The following is an 18,891-nucleotide window of genomic DNA, read 5'->3' as shown; positions in this document are numbered from 1 at the left end:
TATGTTTCAAACAAGTGTTTGTCAGGCGGAGTAGCCATGGCCCAGTCGGAAACCGTTGAACGCATTCTTGATGCTGCCGAGCAGTTGTTCGCGGAGAAAGGTTTCGCTGAAACCTCATTGCGTTTGATCACCAGCAAGGCTGGCGTCAACCTGGCAGCGGTGAACTATCACTTCGGCTCGAAAAAAGCGCTGATTCAAGCGGTTTTCTCGCGCTTCCTCGGGCCGTTCTGCATCAGCCTCGATAAAGAGCTGGAGCGGCGTCAGGCCAAGCCTGAAAACAAGCCGACGCTTGAAGAGCTGCTGGAAATTCTCGTCGAGCAAGCCCTCGTGGTTCAGCCACGCAGCGGCAACGATCTGTCGATCTTCATGCGTCTGCTCGGCCTCGCGTTCAGCCAGAGCCAGGGCCACTTGCGCCGTTATCTGGAAGACATGTACGGCAAGGTGTTCCGTCGCTACATGCTGCTGGTCAACGAAGCCGCGCCACGCATTCCGCCGATCGAGCTGTTCTGGCGCGTGCACTTCATGCTCGGCGCCGCGGCGTTCAGCATGTCCGGCATCAAGGCGTTGCGCGCGATCGCCGAGACCGATTTCGGCGTCAACACCTCCATCGAGCAAGTGATGCGCCTGATGGTGCCGTTCCTCGCTGCGGGCATGCGTGCCGAAACCGGTGTCACCGACGCCGCCATGGCCACCGCGCAGTTGCGTCCGCGCAGCAAATCAACGCCGGTCGCCGCCAAGGTTTAACCGCGCACGGGTGGGCGCGGCAGCTTGTATCCGCTAAGCTAGCCGCCCATGCCGACTCTCGCTCTGAACCTGAAATCCATAGAAATTGCCGACCTGCCGAGCATTGCTCACGGTAGCGATTTGCTGTGGGTCGGGTTTTTCGTTTTCAAGGAATCTCTATGACTGCTGGCCTGCAAGGCTCGTTGATGGTGGACGTCGCCGGTACCTGGCTGACGGCCGAAGATCGCCAATTGTTGCGTCAGCCCGAAGTGGGTGGCCTGATCATTTTCGCGCGTAACATCGAGCACCCGCGTCAGGTGCGTGAACTCAGCGCGGCGATCCGCGCGATTCGCCCGGACCTGCTGCTGGCGGTGGATCAAGAAGGGGGGCGTGTACAGCGTCTGCGCCAAGGTTTTGTTCGTCTGCCGGCCATGCGTGCCATCGCCGACAACCCGAACGCCGAATATCTCGCCGAGCAATGCGGCTGGATCATGGCCACTGAAGTGCTGGCGGTCGGGCTCGACCTGAGTTTCGCCCCGGTGCTGGATCTGGATTACCAGCGCAGCGCTGTGGTCGGCACCCGTTCATTCGAAGGCGATCCCGAGCGCGCTGCCATGCTCGCCGGAGCGTTCATTCGCGGCATGAACAGCGCGGGGATGGCGGCCACCGGCAAGCATTTTCCTGGCCACGGCTGGGCCGAAGCCGATTCCCACGTGGCGATCCCGAATGACGAGCGCAGCCTCGACGAGATCCGTGCCAATGACCTCGTGCCCTTCGCCAGACTCAGCAAACAACTGGCCGCTGTGATGCCAGCCCACGTTATCTACCCGCAAGTCGATTCGCAGCCTGCCGGCTTTTCGCGGCGCTGGTTGCAGGACATCCTGCGCGGCGAATTGCAGTTCGACGGCGTGATCTTCAGCGACGATCTGTCGATGGCCGGCGCCCACGTGGTCGGTGATGCTGCCAGTCGTATCGAAGCGGCGTTGACTGCCGGTTGCGACATGGGCCTGGTGTGCAACGACCGCGCCGCCGCCGAGCTGGCCCTCAGTGCCGCGCAACGCATGAAGGTCAAGCCGTCCGCGCGCATCGCGCGTATGCGCAGCCAGGCGTTCGCCAGCACTGATTACCGTCAGGATCCGCGCTGGCTCACCGCTATCGGCGCGCTCAAAGACGCTCAACTGATCGATTGAGGAGAGTGCTATGACGGTTTACGCAATCATCGGTGGCACCGGACTGACTCAGCTTGATGGCTTGACCATTCGCCAATCGCTGGCGGTGGACACGCCCTACGGCGCGCCATCGGCCGAGGTGCAGATCGGCGAATACGCCGGCAAGGAGGTACTGTTCCTCGCCCGTCACGGCCACCCGCATCGCTTTGCGCCGCACAAGGTCAACTACCGCGCCAACCTGTGGGCGTTGAAACAGGCCGGTGCCGAAGCGATCATCGCGGTAAATGCCGTCGGCGGTATTCATCCGGCCATGGGCACCGGGCATTTTTGCGTGCCGCACCAGATCGTCGATTACACCAGCGGGCGTGAGCACACGTTTTTCGCCGACGATCTGGAGCACGTCACCCACATCGACTTCAGCTTTCCCTACAGCGAGCCGCTGCGTCAGCAATTGATTGCGGCGGTGGCTGCCGAAGGTTGCGAGTACAGCGATCAAGGCGTGTATGCCTGCACTCAGGGCCCGCGTCTGGAAACCGTTGCCGAGATCTTGCGTCTGGAGCGCGATGGCTGCGACATCGTTGGCATGACCGGCATGCCGGAAGCGGCGCTGGCGCGTGAGCTGGATCTGGATTACGCCTGCCTGGCATTAGTGGTTAATGCGGCGGCGGGCAAGACCACCGAAGTGATCACCATGGCCGAAATCGAGCAGGCGCTGCATGACGGGATGGGTAAGGTGAAATCGACGTTGACGCGGGTGTTGGCGAACTAAAGGACTGATCAGAGCCATGACGATCATCATCGATCAGCTTCGTTCGCTGCCATGGACTGAGTCATTTAGCCGTAATGCTTTGGCCAAGGCTCGCGATTACGCCGTGGAGGATCGGATAGACATCCATTCAGTCGATGACGAGATGATTGAGGCGGCCTGCGCCGGATCTGAAAATTACGTCTATCTACAGGAAATCTATCTGGTCAAAGATCATCAGGAGCAATTCGGTCTGCGTTGCTTTTGCTCCTGCCCGGTCGAGATCAACTGCAAACACTGCGCTGCGGTGCTCTATCACTTGCTCGATCGCGCCGATAGAACGCCTGAAAGTGACGCTCCTGTTCAACTGAGTCGAACACTGGAGCACTGGCTCTCCACTATTCCTGTGACGTCTCCGACTGCTGATCAAACCTCGCAAGCGGCCAGTACGCGGCTCTTTTACAAACTCAAAGCAACGCCGTTGACCGGCAAGTGGCTGGTAGAAATCTTCAAGGTCTACCAGCTCAAGAGTGGCGAGCTGCGCGACGTCAAACCGCTGTTCTCGCTATCCGACATGTTGATGCGTCAGCCCGGTTATCTGACCGAGCTCGATCTGCGGATTGCCCGGTTGCTGGTGGCCATGCACTCGCATCATGCCTATTACAGCGGCTATCCGCTGGACGGCAGCAGCGGCGCCGAGCTGCTTGAAATGCTGTTGCGAACGTCGCGACTGTATCTGGATTTTGAAGCGTTGGAGCCGCTGACTGCGGGCCCAGGAAGAAGCGCGCAGTTTGCCTGGGCCGAACAAGCCAACGGCAGTTTTCGCCCGCACTGGAGCAGCCAGGAAGCACCGGTGGAAACCGTTCTCGCGTTGGAGCCGCTGCATTATCTGGATCGCCAACGGCAGCAAATCGGCCCGCTGTTCAACGAGTTTGATGAGAAACTCGCCTGTCATTTAGCGTTGGCTCCGGAGATTCCCGCCCGTCAGGCAATGCAGTTCAGCCATCGGATGAGTGCGGCAACGCAAGTGGCTCCGCCGCACCAGCTCACGGAGCGGATCGTCGATAATGTGTTGCCCAAGGCGCAGCTGACCCTCGACAGTGGCAAACGCTACACGCGCTGGCAGTACGAACCCGAGCACCGTGCCGCTTTACTGTTCACCTACGATGGTCATCCTGTGCAGGATCGCAACCCGGAGGTGATGGTTCTTTCGGGCGTTGAAACCCTGCGAATTCAGCGTCAGCCGACCGCCGAGAAAGCGCTGCGTCAGCAGTTGCAGAAGCACGGATTCAAAAAGGCGACGCGCAAAAGCAGTGTTGATCATCCGGGGGAGAAATTTGATCTGCCCGATGATTCGGCGTGGCTCGCATTTGCTCAAAACGGGATTCCCGTACTGCGCGAGGCAGGCTGGCAGGTTGACGTCAGCAAGAACTTTCATTTCAACGTCGAGCCAGTCGAACACTGGTTCGCTGAGGTTGAGGAAGAGTCGGGGCGCCAGTGGTTTGATCTGCAATTAGGGATTGTCGTTAACGGCGTGCGTCATAGCTTGTTGCCGATTTTTTTGCATCTGTTACGCACTCAGCCGCTACTTCTCGACCCTGCGAAACTCGCTCAGCGCGACGATGATGAACTGCTGTTGGTCGAGCTGGGTGCCGGACGCTTGAGCAATAACATCAGTGGCAAAGTCGCGCTGCCCTTCGGTCGGATCAAACCGTTGATGGCCACGCTTGGCGAGTTGTATCTGGGTAACCATCAGGGCAATAAGTTGCGCTTGAGTGCCCCCGATGCAGCACGCCTTGATTTGCTTGACGGTGTAGCCCTCGATTGGCAGGGTGGCGAGCGCCTGCGCAACTTTGCCAAACGCCTGCGTGAATCAACCTATACGCCAGTCGCTGCGCCGATCGGACTCAACGCACAGATGCGGCCCTACCAGCTCGAAGGCCTGAACTGGATGCAAACCCTGCGCGAGCTTCAGGTGGGCGGCATTCTTGGCGATGACATGGGGCTGGGTAAAACTCTGCAAACACTCGCCCATCTTCTTACGGAAAAGCAGTCAGGGAGGCTTGATCGCCCGGCACTGGCCGTGATGCCTACCAGCCTGATCCCCAACTGGCTGGACGAAGCGCAGCGTTTCACACCGCAGTTGAAAGTGCTGGCGCTACACGGTATGGGCCGGAAAAAAGACTTCGACAATTTTGCTGAATACGATTTGGTGTTGACCACTTACGCCTTGCTGCCGAGGGATCTTGAGGTTCTGCAGCCGCAGCTGTGGAGCGTGCTGATTCTCGATGAAGCGCAGAACATCAAGAATCCGATCAGCAAGGCTGCTCAAGCCGCGTGTGATTTGCAGGCCCGTCAGCGCTTGTGCTTGAGCGGTACGCCAATGGAAAACCACTTGGGCGAGTTGTGGTCGCAGTTTCACTTCTTGATGCCCGGTTGGCTGGGTGACAGCAAATCCTTCAATCGTGATTACCGCACCCCCATCGAAAAACACGGCAATGCCGAGCGCATGCAGCATCTGACGGCACGGATAAAACCGTTTCTGCTGCGCCGCAAAAAGGACCAGGTCGCGACCGAGTTACCGCCGAAAACCGAAATTGTGCATTGGGTCGATCTCAGCGACGGCCAGCGCGATGTGTATGAAACGGTTCGCGTGGCGATGGACAAAAAAGTGCGCGACGAGATTGCCCGCAGTGGCGTGGCGCGCAGCCAGATCATCATTCTTGATGCCTTGCTCAAACTGCGACAGGTCTGTTGCGACCTGCGCCTGATCAATATGCCGCTGACAGCGAAGGCGCTGCGTTCGGGGAGTGGCAAGCTGCTCAGTTTGATGGAGATGCTTGAAGAACTGCTGGGCGAGGGTCGCCGGATTCTGCTGTTCTCACAGTTCACGTCGATGCTGGCCTTGATCGAGCAAGAACTGCAGCAACGTCAAGTTACCTATTCGCTGCTGACCGGTGAAACCACGGACCGGCGCACACCGGTAAAGGACTTTCAGAGCGGCAAGGTGTCGCTGTTTCTGATCAGTCTGAAGGCTGGGGGAACCGGTTTGAATCTGACTGCGGCGGACACGGTGATCCACTTCGACCCTTGGTGGAACCCGGCAGTGCAGAATCAGGCAACCGATCGTGCGTATCGAATCGGGCAAAACAACCCGGTGTTCGTTTACAAGCTGATTGCTCGTGGCACGGTAGAGGAAAAAATCCAGGCACTGCAGCAGGAAAAAGCAGCGCTGGCCGGGGCGGTGCTTGAAGGCGGGACGACGGGTGGCTGGAAACTGGAGCAGGGTGACATTGAGGCGCTGTTTGCGCCGTTGCCTGTTGCCAAGGGTTGAGCCCTAAGTAATAGAGCAATATCTGATGGCCCCATCGCTGGCAAGCCAGCTCCCACAGGGTTTTGAGTCGTACACAAAACTGTGTTCCAACTCGATACCTGTGAGAGCTGGCTTGCCAGCGATAGCTATCTAACAGGCGACGCAGGTCTCAACGCTTGTCGGACTTATCCGGCAACGGCGCAAACAACGCCTCAATATCATCACTCTGCAACTTCCAGTCCCCGGCCTTGCGCCCATCCAGAACGCTTGCCGCCAAGTCGGATTTTTCTTTTTGCAGGTGCTGAATCTTCTCTTCCACCGTGCCCCTGGCAATCATCTTGTAGACGAACACCGGCTTCTCCTGACCGATCCGATAGGCGCGATCCGTCGCCTGATTTTCGGTGGCCGGGTTCCACCACGGGTCGTAGTGAATCACTGTGTCCGCCTCCGTCAGGTTCAAACCGACACCGCCAGCCTTCAGGCTGATCAGAAAGATCTGACGCTTGCCACTCTGGAATTCCTTCACCGGCGTACGCCGATCGCGGGTCTGGCCGGTCAGCAGCGCATAGGCGACATTGCGTTTTTTCAGTTCGTCTTCGATCAATGACAGCATCGAGGTGAACTGCGAAAACAGCAGAATCCGCCGGCCTTCCTCGAACAGCTCTTCGAGCATTTCCATCAAGCTGTCGAGTTTGCCGGAGGTGCTGCCACGAGCGGGCAGGGTGGCGTCATTGACCAGGCGCAGATCACAGCAGACCTGGCGCAGCTTGAGCAACGCCTCAAGAATGATGATCTGGCTGCGTGCCACGCCTTTGCGGGTGATCTCGTCGCGGACTTTCTTGTCCATCGCCAAGCGCATGGTTTCATACACATCGCGCTGCGCTTCGTTGAGATCGACCCAGTGGATGATCTCGGTTTTCGGCGGCAGTTCGGTGGCCACCTGTTCCTTGGTGCGGCGCAGCAGAAACGGTTTTATCCGGCCGTTCAGGTGCTGAAGTCTGACTTCGCTGCCACGCTTTTCAATCGGCACGCGGTAATCGGCGTTGAAGCTTTTCACATCGCCGAGCCAGCCCGGCAGCAGGAAGTGAAACAGTGACCACAACTCGCCCAAGTGGTTTTCCAGCGGCGTACCGCTGAGGCACAGACGCTGACGCGCATTCAGCTCGCGCGCCGCTTGTGCAGCTTTGCTGTTCGGGTTCTTGATGTACTGCGCTTCGTCCAGCACCAATACATGCAGCGGCTGCCTGGCCAGACGTTCGACGTCTTTGGGCAGCAGTGCGTAGGTGGTGAGGATCAGGTCGAAATCCGCCAGATTGTCGAAGTGTTTTTTACGGCTGGCACCGTACAGCGCCACGACTTTCAGTTGCGGGGTAAAGTGTGCCGCTTCATCGAGCCAGTTAGGGATCAGGCTGGTCGGCATCACCACCATGCACGGGCAATCGAGGCGTCCGGCGTTTTTCTCGCTGAGAATATGCGCCAGGGTCTGTAGGGTTTTACCCAGGCCCATGTCATCCGCGAGAATCCCGCCGACTTCCAGTTGCCGTAGCGACTGCATCCAGCTCAGACCTTCGAGTTGATAAGGACGCAGCGTCGCATTCAAGCCCTCTGGAGCTTCTGCGCTGAAATCACGAATATCCCGCAGGCGCTGAGCGAACGTGCGGATCTGCTCGCCGCCCTCCCACAGCAACGGCAGGCCTTCCAGCGAATTCAGGCGGGTGGCATCGGCCTTGCTCAGGCGCAGCGTGGTTTCACCTGGTTCCTGCAGATAAAACTCGCCAAGCGTCATCAACACCGGTTTCAAGCGCCCGAGCGGCAAAGCCACCTGCAATGGCCCGTGCTCGCTGTTGCGTTGCGGAATATTCACCAGAATCAGCTCGTCATCGCGGCGGCGCGCCAGGCGTTCCGGGTTGAGGATTTCCGCATGCGAGCGCATCAGGTTGAGCAGGATCGGCAACAGACTCAGGCGCTCACCGTTGACGATGATCCCCAGTTCCAGATCAAACCAATCGCGTTCCGGCACCTGTTCGACGGTGGCGTACCAGTCATCCACGGCGGTCAGGTCGAAGCCGAATTCCTCATCGATCTGCAGCTCCCAGCCTTGGCTGCGCAGTTTCGGCAAGTCGTTGAGGGTGAACGTCAGCCAGGCGCTGTCATTGACCATCTCGTACAGCTCGCCGGCGCTTTCCGGCAGGGCTTTGCTCTGGCGGGTGGCGATGCGAAAACCGAGGATGCGCAACTGTTCGCGGTAGGACTGCTCGACATCCGGATGGCGTTTGACCCGCAGCGTCTGGTTTTCCTGACGAATCAGGATGTCGCTGTTCTTCTGCCCGCTGACGTACTCGTCCAGATAACTGAACGACAGCGCCGCGCGATGCTGAATGTAGCGCTGCATTTTGCCGTTGCGCGGTTCGAAGGCACTGAACTCGACACTGGCCAGCCACAGGCGTGGCAGTGGCTGCACATTGTCGACCAGCACTTGCGGTGGCGCTTTCGGGCTGCGGTTTTCCAGCACGGCTTGCAGCTTTTCCAAGAGTTCGGCGTCTTTGGCGGCGGCCGGGTAATCGAGGGTTTCCTGCACTTTCAGCAGCACCGCTGCGCAATGCTTGCAGTTGCTGCGAACCGGACAGGTGCAACTCGCATCGACCAGCAGCAAGGTGTTTTTGGCGGATTCGCGCAGCTGGATGGTCTGGCGGTAAACGTTGCCGCCAGAGCCTTCGCAACTGGCGGTGATGGTCGCATCGCCGACCTGGGCGATGCGTACCCGGTTTTCCAGGGCGTAGCGGCGGCCACGCTCCAGGCTCTGTTCCTTGAATCGGCTGACCCAGGAGGGTGCCAACGGTTTACTCAGGGGCGGGGACATAAGGACTTCGATCAGTCCGGAATGGCTTCAGGCGCTTCCCGTGGCGCTGGCGCGGTCAGGGAAGTGATCTTGATCAGCAGGGCCAGATGGCCGTTGTCCAGGTAGTTGAGTTGGCCGTTCTTGGTGTGGCTGTCCTGTTTCAGGCGCTCACTGGCGGTGACCAGGCCATTGGCGTCGATCTGATTGACCCAGAAGTCGGCGTTCACATCGGTGAAGCGCCCCAGTTTCATTTCCAGCGTACCCTCGATCGGGAATTGACCGAATTGCTCCTGGCCGTCGCTGACCGCAACTTTTGCAGGTGCTTCGCCAAGGGTTTGCTGCCAGGCCTTGTGCATCAGCACGGTGTAGTCGCCGCTGGCGGTGAGCCTGGTGACAACGTCATTCAACGCAGGCGTGCGCTTGCTGTCGTCGCCCAAACGCTGGGCGCCAGCGGCCCAGTCTTCCGGTGCGGCACGGCTGACGATAGCCGGCACGGCGTTCTGCCGCACCAGAATCATTTCGACCTGATACAGGTCATCGGCGAAAACCGAAGGGGCTACCAAAGCAAGTAGCAAAGTCACTGAGCGGAACAGGCGCATTGGGCGTCCTTCAGACAGATTTCGGGAGGAGGCGCTCAAACAGCGCCTCTACAGTATTAAAGCGCTCTTCCGGACGTTCCATTGGAACCTGGAACTTGAACATCGTGGCGCCTTCGAATTTGTAGCGTTTTGGCTGGCTCTGGATCAGCTTGATCAGCGTCATCGGGTCGACCGGTGTCTGCGCCTCGAACTCGATGCGCCCGCCTTGCGGTCCGCCATCGACTTTCTTGATGCCGAGTTTCTCTGCTTGCAGTTTCAGCGCGGTAATGCGCACCAGGTTCTTGGTCGGCTCCGGCAACAAGCCGAAACGGTCGATCATCTCGACTTGCAGATCCTTCAGGCCTTCCTCGTCGGTGGCCGACGCGATGCGTTTGTACAGAATCAGGCGGGCGTGGACATCCGGCAGATAGTCTTCCGGAATCAGCGCCGGCACCCGCAGGTTGACTTCCGGGCCACCGCCCAGCGGTTGATCGAGGTTCGGTTGCTCGCCCTTGCGGATCGATTTCACCGCGCGCTCAAGCATCTCCATGTACAGGGTGAAACCCACGGCCTGAATCTGCCCGCTCTGGCCATCGCCGAGCAGTTCGCCGGCGCCACGGATTTCCAGGTCGTTGGTCGCCAGCACGAAACCGGCACCGAGATCCTGGGTATTGGCGATTGCTTCCAGACGCTTTTCCGCGTCCGAAGTGATTTGCTGGCGCGGCGGTGTCAGCAGGTAGGCGTAAGCCTGGTGGTGACTGCGGCCGACGCGACCACGCAACTGGTGCAGTTGCGCCAGGCCGAACTTGTCGGCGCGCTCGATGATGATGGTGTTGGCGCTCGGCACGTCGATGCCGGTCTCGATGATGGTCGAGGCAATCAACACGTTGAAGCGCTTGTGATAAAAGTCGCTCATCACCTGTTCGAGTTCGCGCTCGCGCATCTGTCCGTGACCGATGCCGATGCGGGCTTCCGGCACCAGTTCGGCGAGATCGGCAGCGCATTTCTCGATGGTTTTCACATCGTTGTGCAGGTAGTAAACCTGACCACCGCGCAGCAGTTCGCGGAGCAGGGCCTCTTTGACCGTGCTCTTGTTCTGCTCCATGACGAAGGTGCGCACCGACAGGCGTCGCGCCGGCGGCGTGGCGATGATCGACAGATCGCGCATGCCCGACACCGCCATGTTCAGCGTGCGCGGAATCGGCGTGGCGGTCAGGGTGAGAATGTCGACTTCACTGCGCAGGGCTTTGAGCTGTTCTTTCTGGCGGACACCGAAGCGGTGTTCTTCGTCGATGATCACCAGACCGAGGTTTTTGATCTTCACGTCGTCGGACAGCAGCTTGTGCGTGCCGATGACGATGTCGATTTTGCCTTCGGCCAGATCGGCGATCGCCGCGTTGACTTCCTTGGCCGACTTGAAGCGGCTCATCACTTCCACGGTCACCGGCCAGTCGGCGAAGCGGTCGCGGAAGCTGTTGTAGTGCTGCTGGGCGAGCAGGGTGGTCGGTACGAGAATCGCCACCTGACGACCGCCGTGCACGGCGATGAATGCCGCGCGCATGGCCACTTCGGTCTTGCCGAAACCGACGTCGCCGCAGACCAGGCGATCCATCGGCTTCGGCGCGAGCATGTCTTCGCGCACGGCTTCGATGGTCGATTGCTGATCCGGGGTTTCTTCGAACGGGAAACCGGCGCTGAACGTCGCGTAATCGGCTTTCGGGTCGGCGAATGCGTAGCCTTCGCGAGCAGCGCGACGGGCATAGATGTCGAGCAATTCAGCGGCGACATCGCGCACCTGTTCGGCGGCTTTGCGCTTGGCTTTCTGCCAGGTTTCCGAGCCGAGACGGTGCAGCGGGGCCAGCGCATCGTCGCTGCCGGTGTAACGGGCGATCAAATGCAGGTTGGCTACCGGTACGTAGAGCTTGGCGTTCTCGGCATATTCGAGGGTGAGAAATTCGGCGGCCTGATTGTCGATTTCCAGAATCGTCAGGCCCAGATAACGCCCGACACCGTGATCGATGTGCACCACCGGCGCGCCTTCGCGCAGCTCGGTGAGGTTCTTGATCACCGCGTCATTGCTGACGTCGCTGCGCTTCTCGCGACGACGACGTTGCATCACGCGCTGACCGAACAGCGGACTTTCCGCGACCAAGGCCAGCGCCGGATCATCCAGCATCAAGCCTTCGTCGAGCGGGGCAATGGTGATTGCCAGGCGGTCCTTGCTCGCGACAAAGTCCGGCCAGCTGTCGACGGTCTTCGGCCGCAGCTTCAGGCGCTCAAGCAATTCCAGCAATACTTCACGACGGCCCGCAGATTCGGCGGTAAACAGCACGCGACCGGGGAATTCGTCGAGGAACGCCGACAGCGCAGCCAACGGTTGTGTGGCTTTGGCTTCGATCGCCAGATTCGGCAGTGCCTGCGCCGGGAAGCGCTCGCGGCCGACGCCGCTTTCCAAGTCTTGCTGGCTGGCAACCACACGTGGCCAGCTCTTGAGGCGGGCGAAACAGTCTTCCACTGGCAGGAACAATTCCGCTGGCGGCAATAAAGGACGCGAAGGATCGACGCGACGCTCTTCATAACGATTGCGCACGTCGTTCCAGAAATTTTCCGCCGCTTGCTCGATGCCCGGCAGCGAGAACACCTGGGTGTCCTGCGGCAGGTAATCGAACAGGGTCGAGGTTTCGTCGAAGAACAGCGGCAGGTAGTACTCGATGCCGGCCGGAGTGATGCCGCTGCTCAGATCCTGAAAGATTGGACAGCGACGGAAGTCGACGTCGAAGCGCTCGCGAAAGCGTGCTTTGAAGCGGGTAACCGCGTCTTTCTGCAGCGGGAATTCGCGGGCCGGCAGCAGCTTGACCGATTCGACTTTGTCGATGGAGCGCTGGTTTTCCGGATCGAAGGTGCGCAGGGTTTCGATTTCATCGTCGAACAGGTCGATGCGGTAGGGCAGTTTGCTGCCCATCGGGAACAGGTCGATCAGCGCACCGCGCACGGTGAACTCGCCGTGCTCATAAACCGTATCAACGTAGCGATAACCGCTGGCTTCGAGCCGCGAACGCATCTGTTCAACATCGAGCTTCTGCCCGACATCCAGCACCAGGCTGCTGCCGAGCAGGAATTTGGTCGGCGCCAAGCGGTGCAACGCCGTGGTGATCGGCACCACCAGCACGCCATGCGCCAGTTCCGGCAGCCTATAGAGGCTGGCGATGCGCTGGGAAATGATGTCCTGGTGCGGCGAGAACAGGTCGTACGGCAGGGTTTCCCAGTCGGGAAAATGCAGCACGGGCAAATCCGGGGCGAAGAAACTCAGCTCCTGTTCCAGCCGTTCAGCGCTCTGGCTGTCGGCGGTCAGTAGCAGGGTGAAGCGCTTGGCAGCGCTGGCAGCCTCGGCAATCGCCAGGCTGAGGGCAGCACCGGGCAGATTGCCCCAATGCTGTTTACCTGCCTCGGCAGGGAGTAGCGGTAGACGCAGAACGGGCACGGAAGGTTGAGCTCCAGGCTTTGCGACAAAGTCGGTAATTGTAGCGGCGTCCGGTGCCGCCTGTCAGTTGCAGACTGCGTCTATCTTCGATGTTTGCGCGAAATGTAGTGGTAACCATAAAAACCAGCGGTTTTTTAGCGATTATGTAGTGCCGAAAGTGGGTGGTGTTACGGAGGGTTACAGACATCGTCTAACAGTCGTCGAAAAATTGACTGCGCTGAAAGCCCCGGTTTTACTGGGCTTGAGAGAGGCGTAATTTTTTTGAACGGGATTTTGTTACCGATTTCGCGACAAGCGCGCATTGCTGAATGAGGTTGTCGGCGGCATAATGTAGCCCCTTTTTTCTGCCCCTACATGTGGAAGGTTACCGTGACTCAGAAGCCCGACCAGTGTCTTGGTGAATGGATCGACCGTGAAGCACTCGCAGAAGCGATGATTCCGCTTATCGGTCAGCTCTACCGCAATAACAACGTGGTGAGCTCGATCTATGGCCGCAGCCTGATCAACCAGTCTGTCATCGCGATTCTCAAAGCTCACCGCTTTGCTCGCCACCGTTCTTCCGACGACAGCGAACTCTCCGTCCACGAAACATTCCCACTGCTCAAAGCCATGAGCGAGCTCAAGCTCGGCGCGGCTTCGGTAGATCTGGGCAAGTTGGCGTTCAAATTCCGTAACGAAGGCAATGGCCGCAGCGCCGAGCAGTTCGTTCGTGAAGAAATGGCTGACGTGGTTGGCCAGCAAAACGCTTCCGCACGTAAAGGCACCGACGTTGTGCTGTACGGCTTCGGTCGTATCGGCCGTCTGCTGGCGCGCATCCTGATCGAAAAAACCGGTGGTGGCGACGGTCTGCGTCTGCGTGCCATCGTGGTGCGCAAAGGCGCCGAAAACGACCTGACCAAGCGCGCCAGCCTGCTGCGTCGCGATTCGGTACACGGTTCGTTCAACGGCACCATCACCATCGATGAAGAAAACAACACCATCACCGCCAACGGTAACCTGATCCAGGTGATCTACGCGAAGAACCCGACCGAGGTGGATTACACCCAGTACGGCATCAAAGACGCGCTGCTGGTGGACAACACCGGTGTATGGCGTGACGCCGATGGCCTGGGTCAGCACCTGGCCTGCCCGGGTATCGACCGCGTTGTTCTGACTGCGCCTGGCAAAGGCAAGCTGAAGAACATCGTTCACGGTATCAACCACAACGAAATCACCGCTGACGACAAGATCGTGTCCGCCGCTTCCTGCACCACCAACGCCATCGTGCCGGTGCTCAAAGCGGTGAATGACAAGTTCGGCATCATCAACGGTCACGTCGAAACCGTTCACTCGTACACCAACGACCAGAACCTGATCGACAACTTCCACAAAGGCGATCGCCGTGGCCGTAGCGCCGCGCTGAACATGGTCATCACCGAGACCGGTGCTGCCACCGCTGCTGCCAAGGCCCTGCCTGAGCTGGCCGGCAAGCTGACCGGTAACGCGATCCGCGTTCCGACGCCAAACGTGTCGATGGCCATTCTCAACCTCAACCTTGAGAAAGCCGCCACCCGTGAAGAGATGAACGAGTACCTGCGCTACATGGCGCTGCACTCCGATCTGCACAAGCAAATCGACTTCGTCAACTCGCAGGAAGTGGTTTCGACTGACTTCGTGGGCTCGCGCCACGCCGGTGTGGTCGACGCTGAAGCGACCATCGTTCAGGACAACCGCGTTGTTCTGTACGTCTGGTACGACAACGAGTTCGGCTACAGCTGCCAGGTGGTTCGCGTGATGGAAGACATGGCCGGTGTAAACCCACCAGCGTTCCCGCGCTAAGCACTCGTTGCAAACAAAAACGCCCCGACTTTTGGTCGGGGCGTTTTTGTTTGTGTGGCTGGTCAATATCTATTGCCTGTGCCGGCCTCATCGCTGGCAAGCCAGCTCCCACAGGTTCTTGGGAGGTTGCACAATTGTGTTCACACCCGAAGTCCCTGTGGGTGCTGGCTTGCCAGCGATAGCGTCTTATCTGGCGCCGCCGACGATCGAGGCCTGCGCAGTACGCAGCTCATGCCGGTTACCGCGGAACAACACCAGCGTCGCAATCAAACCCAACACCGCCGCACCACTGAGCCAGATCCCCGGCGCAGCCTTGTTATCCAGCACATGAATCAGGTAAGTGCACGCCGCCGGGGTAAACCCGCCGAATGTCGCTGTCGCCAGGCTGTAGGCCAGCGAGAAACCGGTCGTACGCACTTCCACTGGCATGATCTCGGTCAGCGCCACCACCATCGCGCCGTTATACGAGCCGTACAGGAATGACAGCCACAGCTCGACGATCAGCAAATGGCTGAAGCTCGGGTTCGCCACCAGCCATGACAGCGCCGGGTAAGCCGTCAGGATTGCCAGAATCGTCGCGGCCAGCAGTAGGGGTTTGCGGCCGATCCTGTCAGACACCGAGCCCATCACCGGCAACCAGAAGAAGTTCGAAAGGCCGATGCACACCGTCACCAGCAACGCGTCGAGATCTGACAAGTGCAACTCAGCCTTGCCGAACGTCGGGGTGTACGCGGTGATCAGGTAGAACGACACCGTGGTCATCACCACCAGCGCCATGCCGGCGATGACGATGCCGAAGTTCTGACCGATCGAGCGGACGATTTCCTGCAGGGTAGGGCGGTGCTTTCTGGCCTGAAACTCCGGCGTTTCCTCCAGCGAACGACGAATGACGAAGATCACCGGCACAATCATGCAGCCGATCAGGAACGGCACGCGCCAGCCCCAATCACCCATTTGTTCCGGGCTCAGCCAATGATTGAGACCGACGCCGAGCAATCCGGCGAAGACCACCGCTGCCTGCTGGCTGGCGGACTGCCAACTGACGAAAAAGCCTTTGCGTCCGGGTGTGGAAATTTCCGCCAGATACACCGACACCCCGCCCAGTTCGACGCCGGCCGAGAAGCCTTGCAGCAGGCGTCCGAACAGCACCAGCAGGGGAGCCGCCACGCCGAGCGTCGCGTAGCCTGGCACGCAGGCAATCAGCACCGTGCCGGCAGCCATCATTGCCAAGGTGATGATCAAGCCTTTGCGGCGTCCATGCCGGTCAATGTAGGCACCGAGAAAGATCGCGCCCAACGGACGCATCAGGAAACCTGCGCCGAAAGTGGCCAGGGAAAGCATCAGGGAGGCGAAGGCGCTGTCGGCCGGGAAGAAGGTCTTGGCGATGGCTGTGGCGTAGAAGCCATAAACCATAAAGTCGAACATTTCGAGGAAATTGCCGCTGACAACGCGAAAAATCGCTTTGCCGTTACCGGTCGTGGAAGACATTTCTGGATACTCACTTTAAATCTTGTAAGAAAGCGTTTCGCTCGTATCCCATAATGGCCGGCGCGGTTTTGCGGAGAGATGAAGAATTGTTAACTGGACGAGGGTTGGTGGTTATGGTGCTCGGGGGCATTTTGTCCGGCTGTGGCAATGGCGATTCCATGGAGAACTTCGCCGGTCCGACCATGGGCAGCACCTATTCGATCAAATACGTGCGTCACGCCGGCCTGGCAGATTCCATGCAAGTTCGCCGGGAAGTGGAAGACATCCTCGGCGAACTCGATCGACAACTGTCCACTTACCGCCAGGATTCGGACATTGAGCGCTTCAACGCCTTGCCGGCCAACAGCTGTCAGACAATGCCCGCGCCGGTGCTTGAACTGGTCCGCACAGGCGAACAACTCTCAGTGCAAAGCGAAGGTTCCTACGACCTGACTGTCGAGCCGTTGATGAATCTCTGGGGCTTCGGCCCGCAAGGCCGCGAAGAGAAAGTCCCTGACGCCATGGCGCTCGCCGACGTCATGCAGCGGGTTGGCCACCAGCATCTGCACATCAATGGCGATCAGTTGTGCAAAGACGCCGCCGTCGAAGTCGACTTCAACAGCATCGCCGCCGGTTATGCCGTCGATACTATAGCGGCCAGGCTCGACGCCATGGGCATCCATGATTACCTCGCTGAAGCCACGGGTGAATTAAAGGCCAAAGGCAAAAAACTCGACGGCTCGCCCTGGCGTATTGCTCTGGAAGAGCCGCGGGATGATCAGCAGGTCGCCGAGCGCATCATCAATGTCGACGGCTACGGCGTCTCGACTTCCGGCGACTACCGTAACTATTTCCTGCAGAACGGTCGGCGTTATTCCCACACCTTCGATGCGCGTACCGGTGCACCCGTCCTACACGACCTGGCGTCAGTCACGGTGATTCATCCTTCAGCGTTGATGGCCGATGGACTATCGACGCTGTTGCTGATTCTCGGCGCGGAAAGGGCGTGGGACTATGCCGAAAAACATGACATTGGTGCATTCTTTGTGATTCGTGCCGATACAGGTTTTGTCGTCCGTACCAACCCGGCTTTTGAACGCCTCAGTGGCGCAAAAACTGACTGAGAACAATACGAAAGCTGGCGTTGTAGTGCAGGCAAAAGTAGCCTACGACGCGACCAAGGGTTAATGTGCGCGGCGTTGACGCTTCTATAGACTGTGTCCGGGTTCTTGATTGACCCCCAATTGTTCCTTCGCGCCGCCGTTCGGCGTGATTTAGCCGCCGGTGCTGCTGGCACCGCGGCCTGTTCTGAGGAGTACGCATGGCTGTCTACAACTACGACGTGGTGGTGCTGGGTTCCGGCCCGGCGGGAGAAGGCGCGGCAATGAACGCCGCCAAAGCAGGGCGCAAGGTCGCGATGGTCGACAGCCGTCGCCAGGTCGGCGGCAACTGCACCCACCTCGGCACCATCCCGTCCAAGGCACTGCGTCACTCGGTGCGGCAGATCATGCAGTTCAACACCAACCCGATGTTCCGGGCGATCGGCGAGCCGCGCTGGTTCTCCTTCCCGGACGTGTTGAAAAGCGCAGAGAAAGTCATTTCCAAACAAGTCGCTTCGCGTACCGGCTACTACGCTCGTAACCGCGTCGACGTGTTCTTCGGTACCGGCAGCTTCGCCGACGAGCAAACCATCGAAGTGGTGTGCGGCAACGGCGTAGTCGAAAAACTCGTGGCCAAGCACATCATCATCGCCACCGGTTCGCGCCCGTATCGCCCGGCGGACATCGATTTCCATCACCCGCGTATCTACGATAGCGACACCATCCTCAGCCTCGGCCACACCCCGCGCAAACTGATCGTTTACGGCGCGGGCGTGATCGGTTGCGAATACGCGTCGATCTTCAGTGGCCTGGGTGTGCTGGTTGAGCTGGTCGACAACCGTGGCCAGTTGCTGAGCTTCCTCGACTCGGAAATCTCCCAGGCGTTGAGCTACCACTTCAGCAACAACAACATCACCGTGCGTCACAACGAAGAGTACGACCGCGTTGAAGGCGTCGACAACGGCGTGATCCTGCACCTCAAGTCCGGCAAGAAGATCAAGGCCGACGCCTTGCTCTGGTGCAACGGCCGTACCGGTAACACCGACACGCTGGGTCTGGAAAACATCGGGGTCAAGGTCAACAGTCGTGGCCAGATCGAAGTCGACCAGAACTACCGCACCTGCGTCGAGAATATCTACGGTGCCGGTGACGTGATCGGCTGGCCGAGCCTGGCCAGTGCCGCCCATGACCAGGGCCGTTCGGCCGCTGGCAGCATCGTTGATAACGGTAGCTGGCGCTTTGTGAATGACGTGCCGACCGGCATCTACACCATTCCGGAGATCAGCTCGATCGGCAAGAACGAGCAGGAGCTGACCCAGGCCAAAGTGCCGTACGAAGTCGGCAAGGCGTTCTTCAAGAGCATGGCGCGTGCGCAGATCGCCGGTGAGCCGCAAGGCATGCTGAAGATCCTGTTCCACCGCGAAACCCTGGAAGTGCTGGGCGTTCACTGCTTCGGTTATCAGGCGTCGGAGATCGTTCACATCGGTCAGGCGATCATGAACCAGCCGGGTGAGTTGAATACCCTGAAGTATTTCGTCAACACCACGTTCAACTACCCGACCATGGCTGAAGCCTATCGGGTAGCGGCGTACGACGGCCTCAACCGGCTTTTTTGACGGGCTCCGGCCGGTGGCCTGAGCCGGCCGGGGAGACCGATT

At 59.3% G+C, this 18,891-nt stretch carries 11 protein-coding genes; 7 read left to right on the top strand and 4 right to left on the bottom strand.

The window, feature by feature from the left end:
- Window positions 1-36: 36 nt before the first annotated feature.
- The 4 genes from M9827_RS21080 to M9827_RS21065 all read left to right on the top strand — a co-directional run bounded on the left by M9827_RS21080 (window position 37) and on the right by M9827_RS21065 (window position 5,971).
- Complete coding sequence (locus tag M9827_RS21080) at window positions 37-744, top strand: TetR/AcrR family transcriptional regulator (RefSeq protein WP_007910473.1); 708 nt, start codon at window positions 37-39, stop codon at window positions 742-744.
- Window positions 745-902: 158 nt separating this feature from the next.
- Window positions 903-1,913 carry a beta-N-acetylhexosaminidase gene (gene nagZ / locus M9827_RS21075; RefSeq protein ID WP_250606988.1) on the top strand — a complete coding sequence of 337 codons (1,011 nt, stop codon included), beginning with the start codon at window positions 903-905 and terminating at the stop codon, window positions 1,911-1,913.
- Between the two features lie 10 nt (window positions 1,914-1,923).
- Window positions 1,924-2,661 (top strand): S-methyl-5'-thioinosine phosphorylase, encoded by a 738-nt coding sequence (locus M9827_RS21070; protein WP_250606986.1) that lies wholly within the window; start codon window positions 1,924-1,926, stop codon window positions 2,659-2,661.
- A 16-nt stretch (window positions 2,662-2,677) separates the two neighbouring features.
- A complete protein-coding gene (locus M9827_RS21065; protein ID WP_250606984.1) occupies window positions 2,678-5,971 on the top strand; it encodes a DEAD/DEAH box helicase in 3,294 nt (1,097 codons plus the stop codon).
- A gap of 148 nt (window positions 5,972-6,119) precedes the next feature.
- Here the strand turns inward: M9827_RS21065 and M9827_RS21060 are convergent, their stop codons facing one another.
- The 3 genes from M9827_RS21060 to mfd are packed head-to-tail and all read right to left on the bottom strand — an operon-like array spanning window position 6,120 to window position 12,848.
- Window positions 6,120-8,810, bottom strand: coding sequence for a DEAD/DEAH box helicase (locus M9827_RS21060; RefSeq protein ID WP_250606982.1), 2,691 nt, complete (start codon window positions 8,808-8,810; stop codon window positions 6,120-6,122).
- Between the two features lie 11 nt (window positions 8,811-8,821).
- Window positions 8,822-9,388 carry a CsiV family protein gene (locus M9827_RS21055; RefSeq protein ID WP_250606981.1) on the bottom strand — a complete coding sequence of 189 codons (567 nt, stop codon included), beginning with the start codon at window positions 9,386-9,388 and terminating at the stop codon, window positions 8,822-8,824.
- Between the two features lie 10 nt (window positions 9,389-9,398).
- Window positions 9,399-12,848, bottom strand: a complete 3,450-nt coding sequence (gene mfd / locus M9827_RS21050; protein ID WP_250606980.1) for a transcription-repair coupling factor — start codon at window positions 12,846-12,848, stop codon at window positions 9,399-9,401.
- A 354-nt stretch (window positions 12,849-13,202) separates the two neighbouring features.
- Between mfd and M9827_RS21045 the strand changes: the two genes are divergently transcribed.
- Complete coding sequence (locus tag M9827_RS21045) at window positions 13,203-14,666, top strand: glyceraldehyde-3-phosphate dehydrogenase (protein ID WP_250606978.1); 1,464 nt, start codon at window positions 13,203-13,205, stop codon at window positions 14,664-14,666.
- Window positions 14,667-14,852: 186 nt separating this feature from the next.
- Here M9827_RS21045 and M9827_RS21040 read toward each other — a convergent pair whose 3' ends face one another.
- A complete protein-coding gene (locus M9827_RS21040; RefSeq protein WP_250606976.1) occupies window positions 14,853-16,154 on the bottom strand; it encodes an MFS transporter in 1,302 nt (433 codons plus the stop codon).
- Between the two features lie 113 nt (window positions 16,155-16,267).
- Here M9827_RS21040 and M9827_RS21035 point away from each other — a divergent pair, with 113 nt between their 5' ends.
- Window positions 16,268-17,257, top strand: coding sequence for an FAD:protein FMN transferase (locus tag M9827_RS21035; RefSeq protein ID WP_250607019.1), 990 nt, complete (start codon window positions 16,268-16,270; stop codon window positions 17,255-17,257).
- Between the two features lie 197 nt (window positions 17,258-17,454).
- Window positions 17,455-18,849, top strand: a complete 1,395-nt coding sequence (gene sthA / locus M9827_RS21030; protein ID WP_016775479.1) for a Si-specific NAD(P)(+) transhydrogenase — start codon at window positions 17,455-17,457, stop codon at window positions 18,847-18,849.
- The last annotated feature ends 42 nt before the right edge of the window (window positions 18,850-18,891 follow it).

Source organism: Pseudomonas sp. AKS31 (assembly GCF_023634765.1).
Taxonomy (GTDB): Bacteria; Pseudomonadota; Gammaproteobacteria; order Pseudomonadales; family Pseudomonadaceae; genus Aquipseudomonas.
The sequence above is the reverse complement of the archived record's forward strand: the minus strand, read 5'-3'. Positions and strand labels throughout refer to the sequence as shown.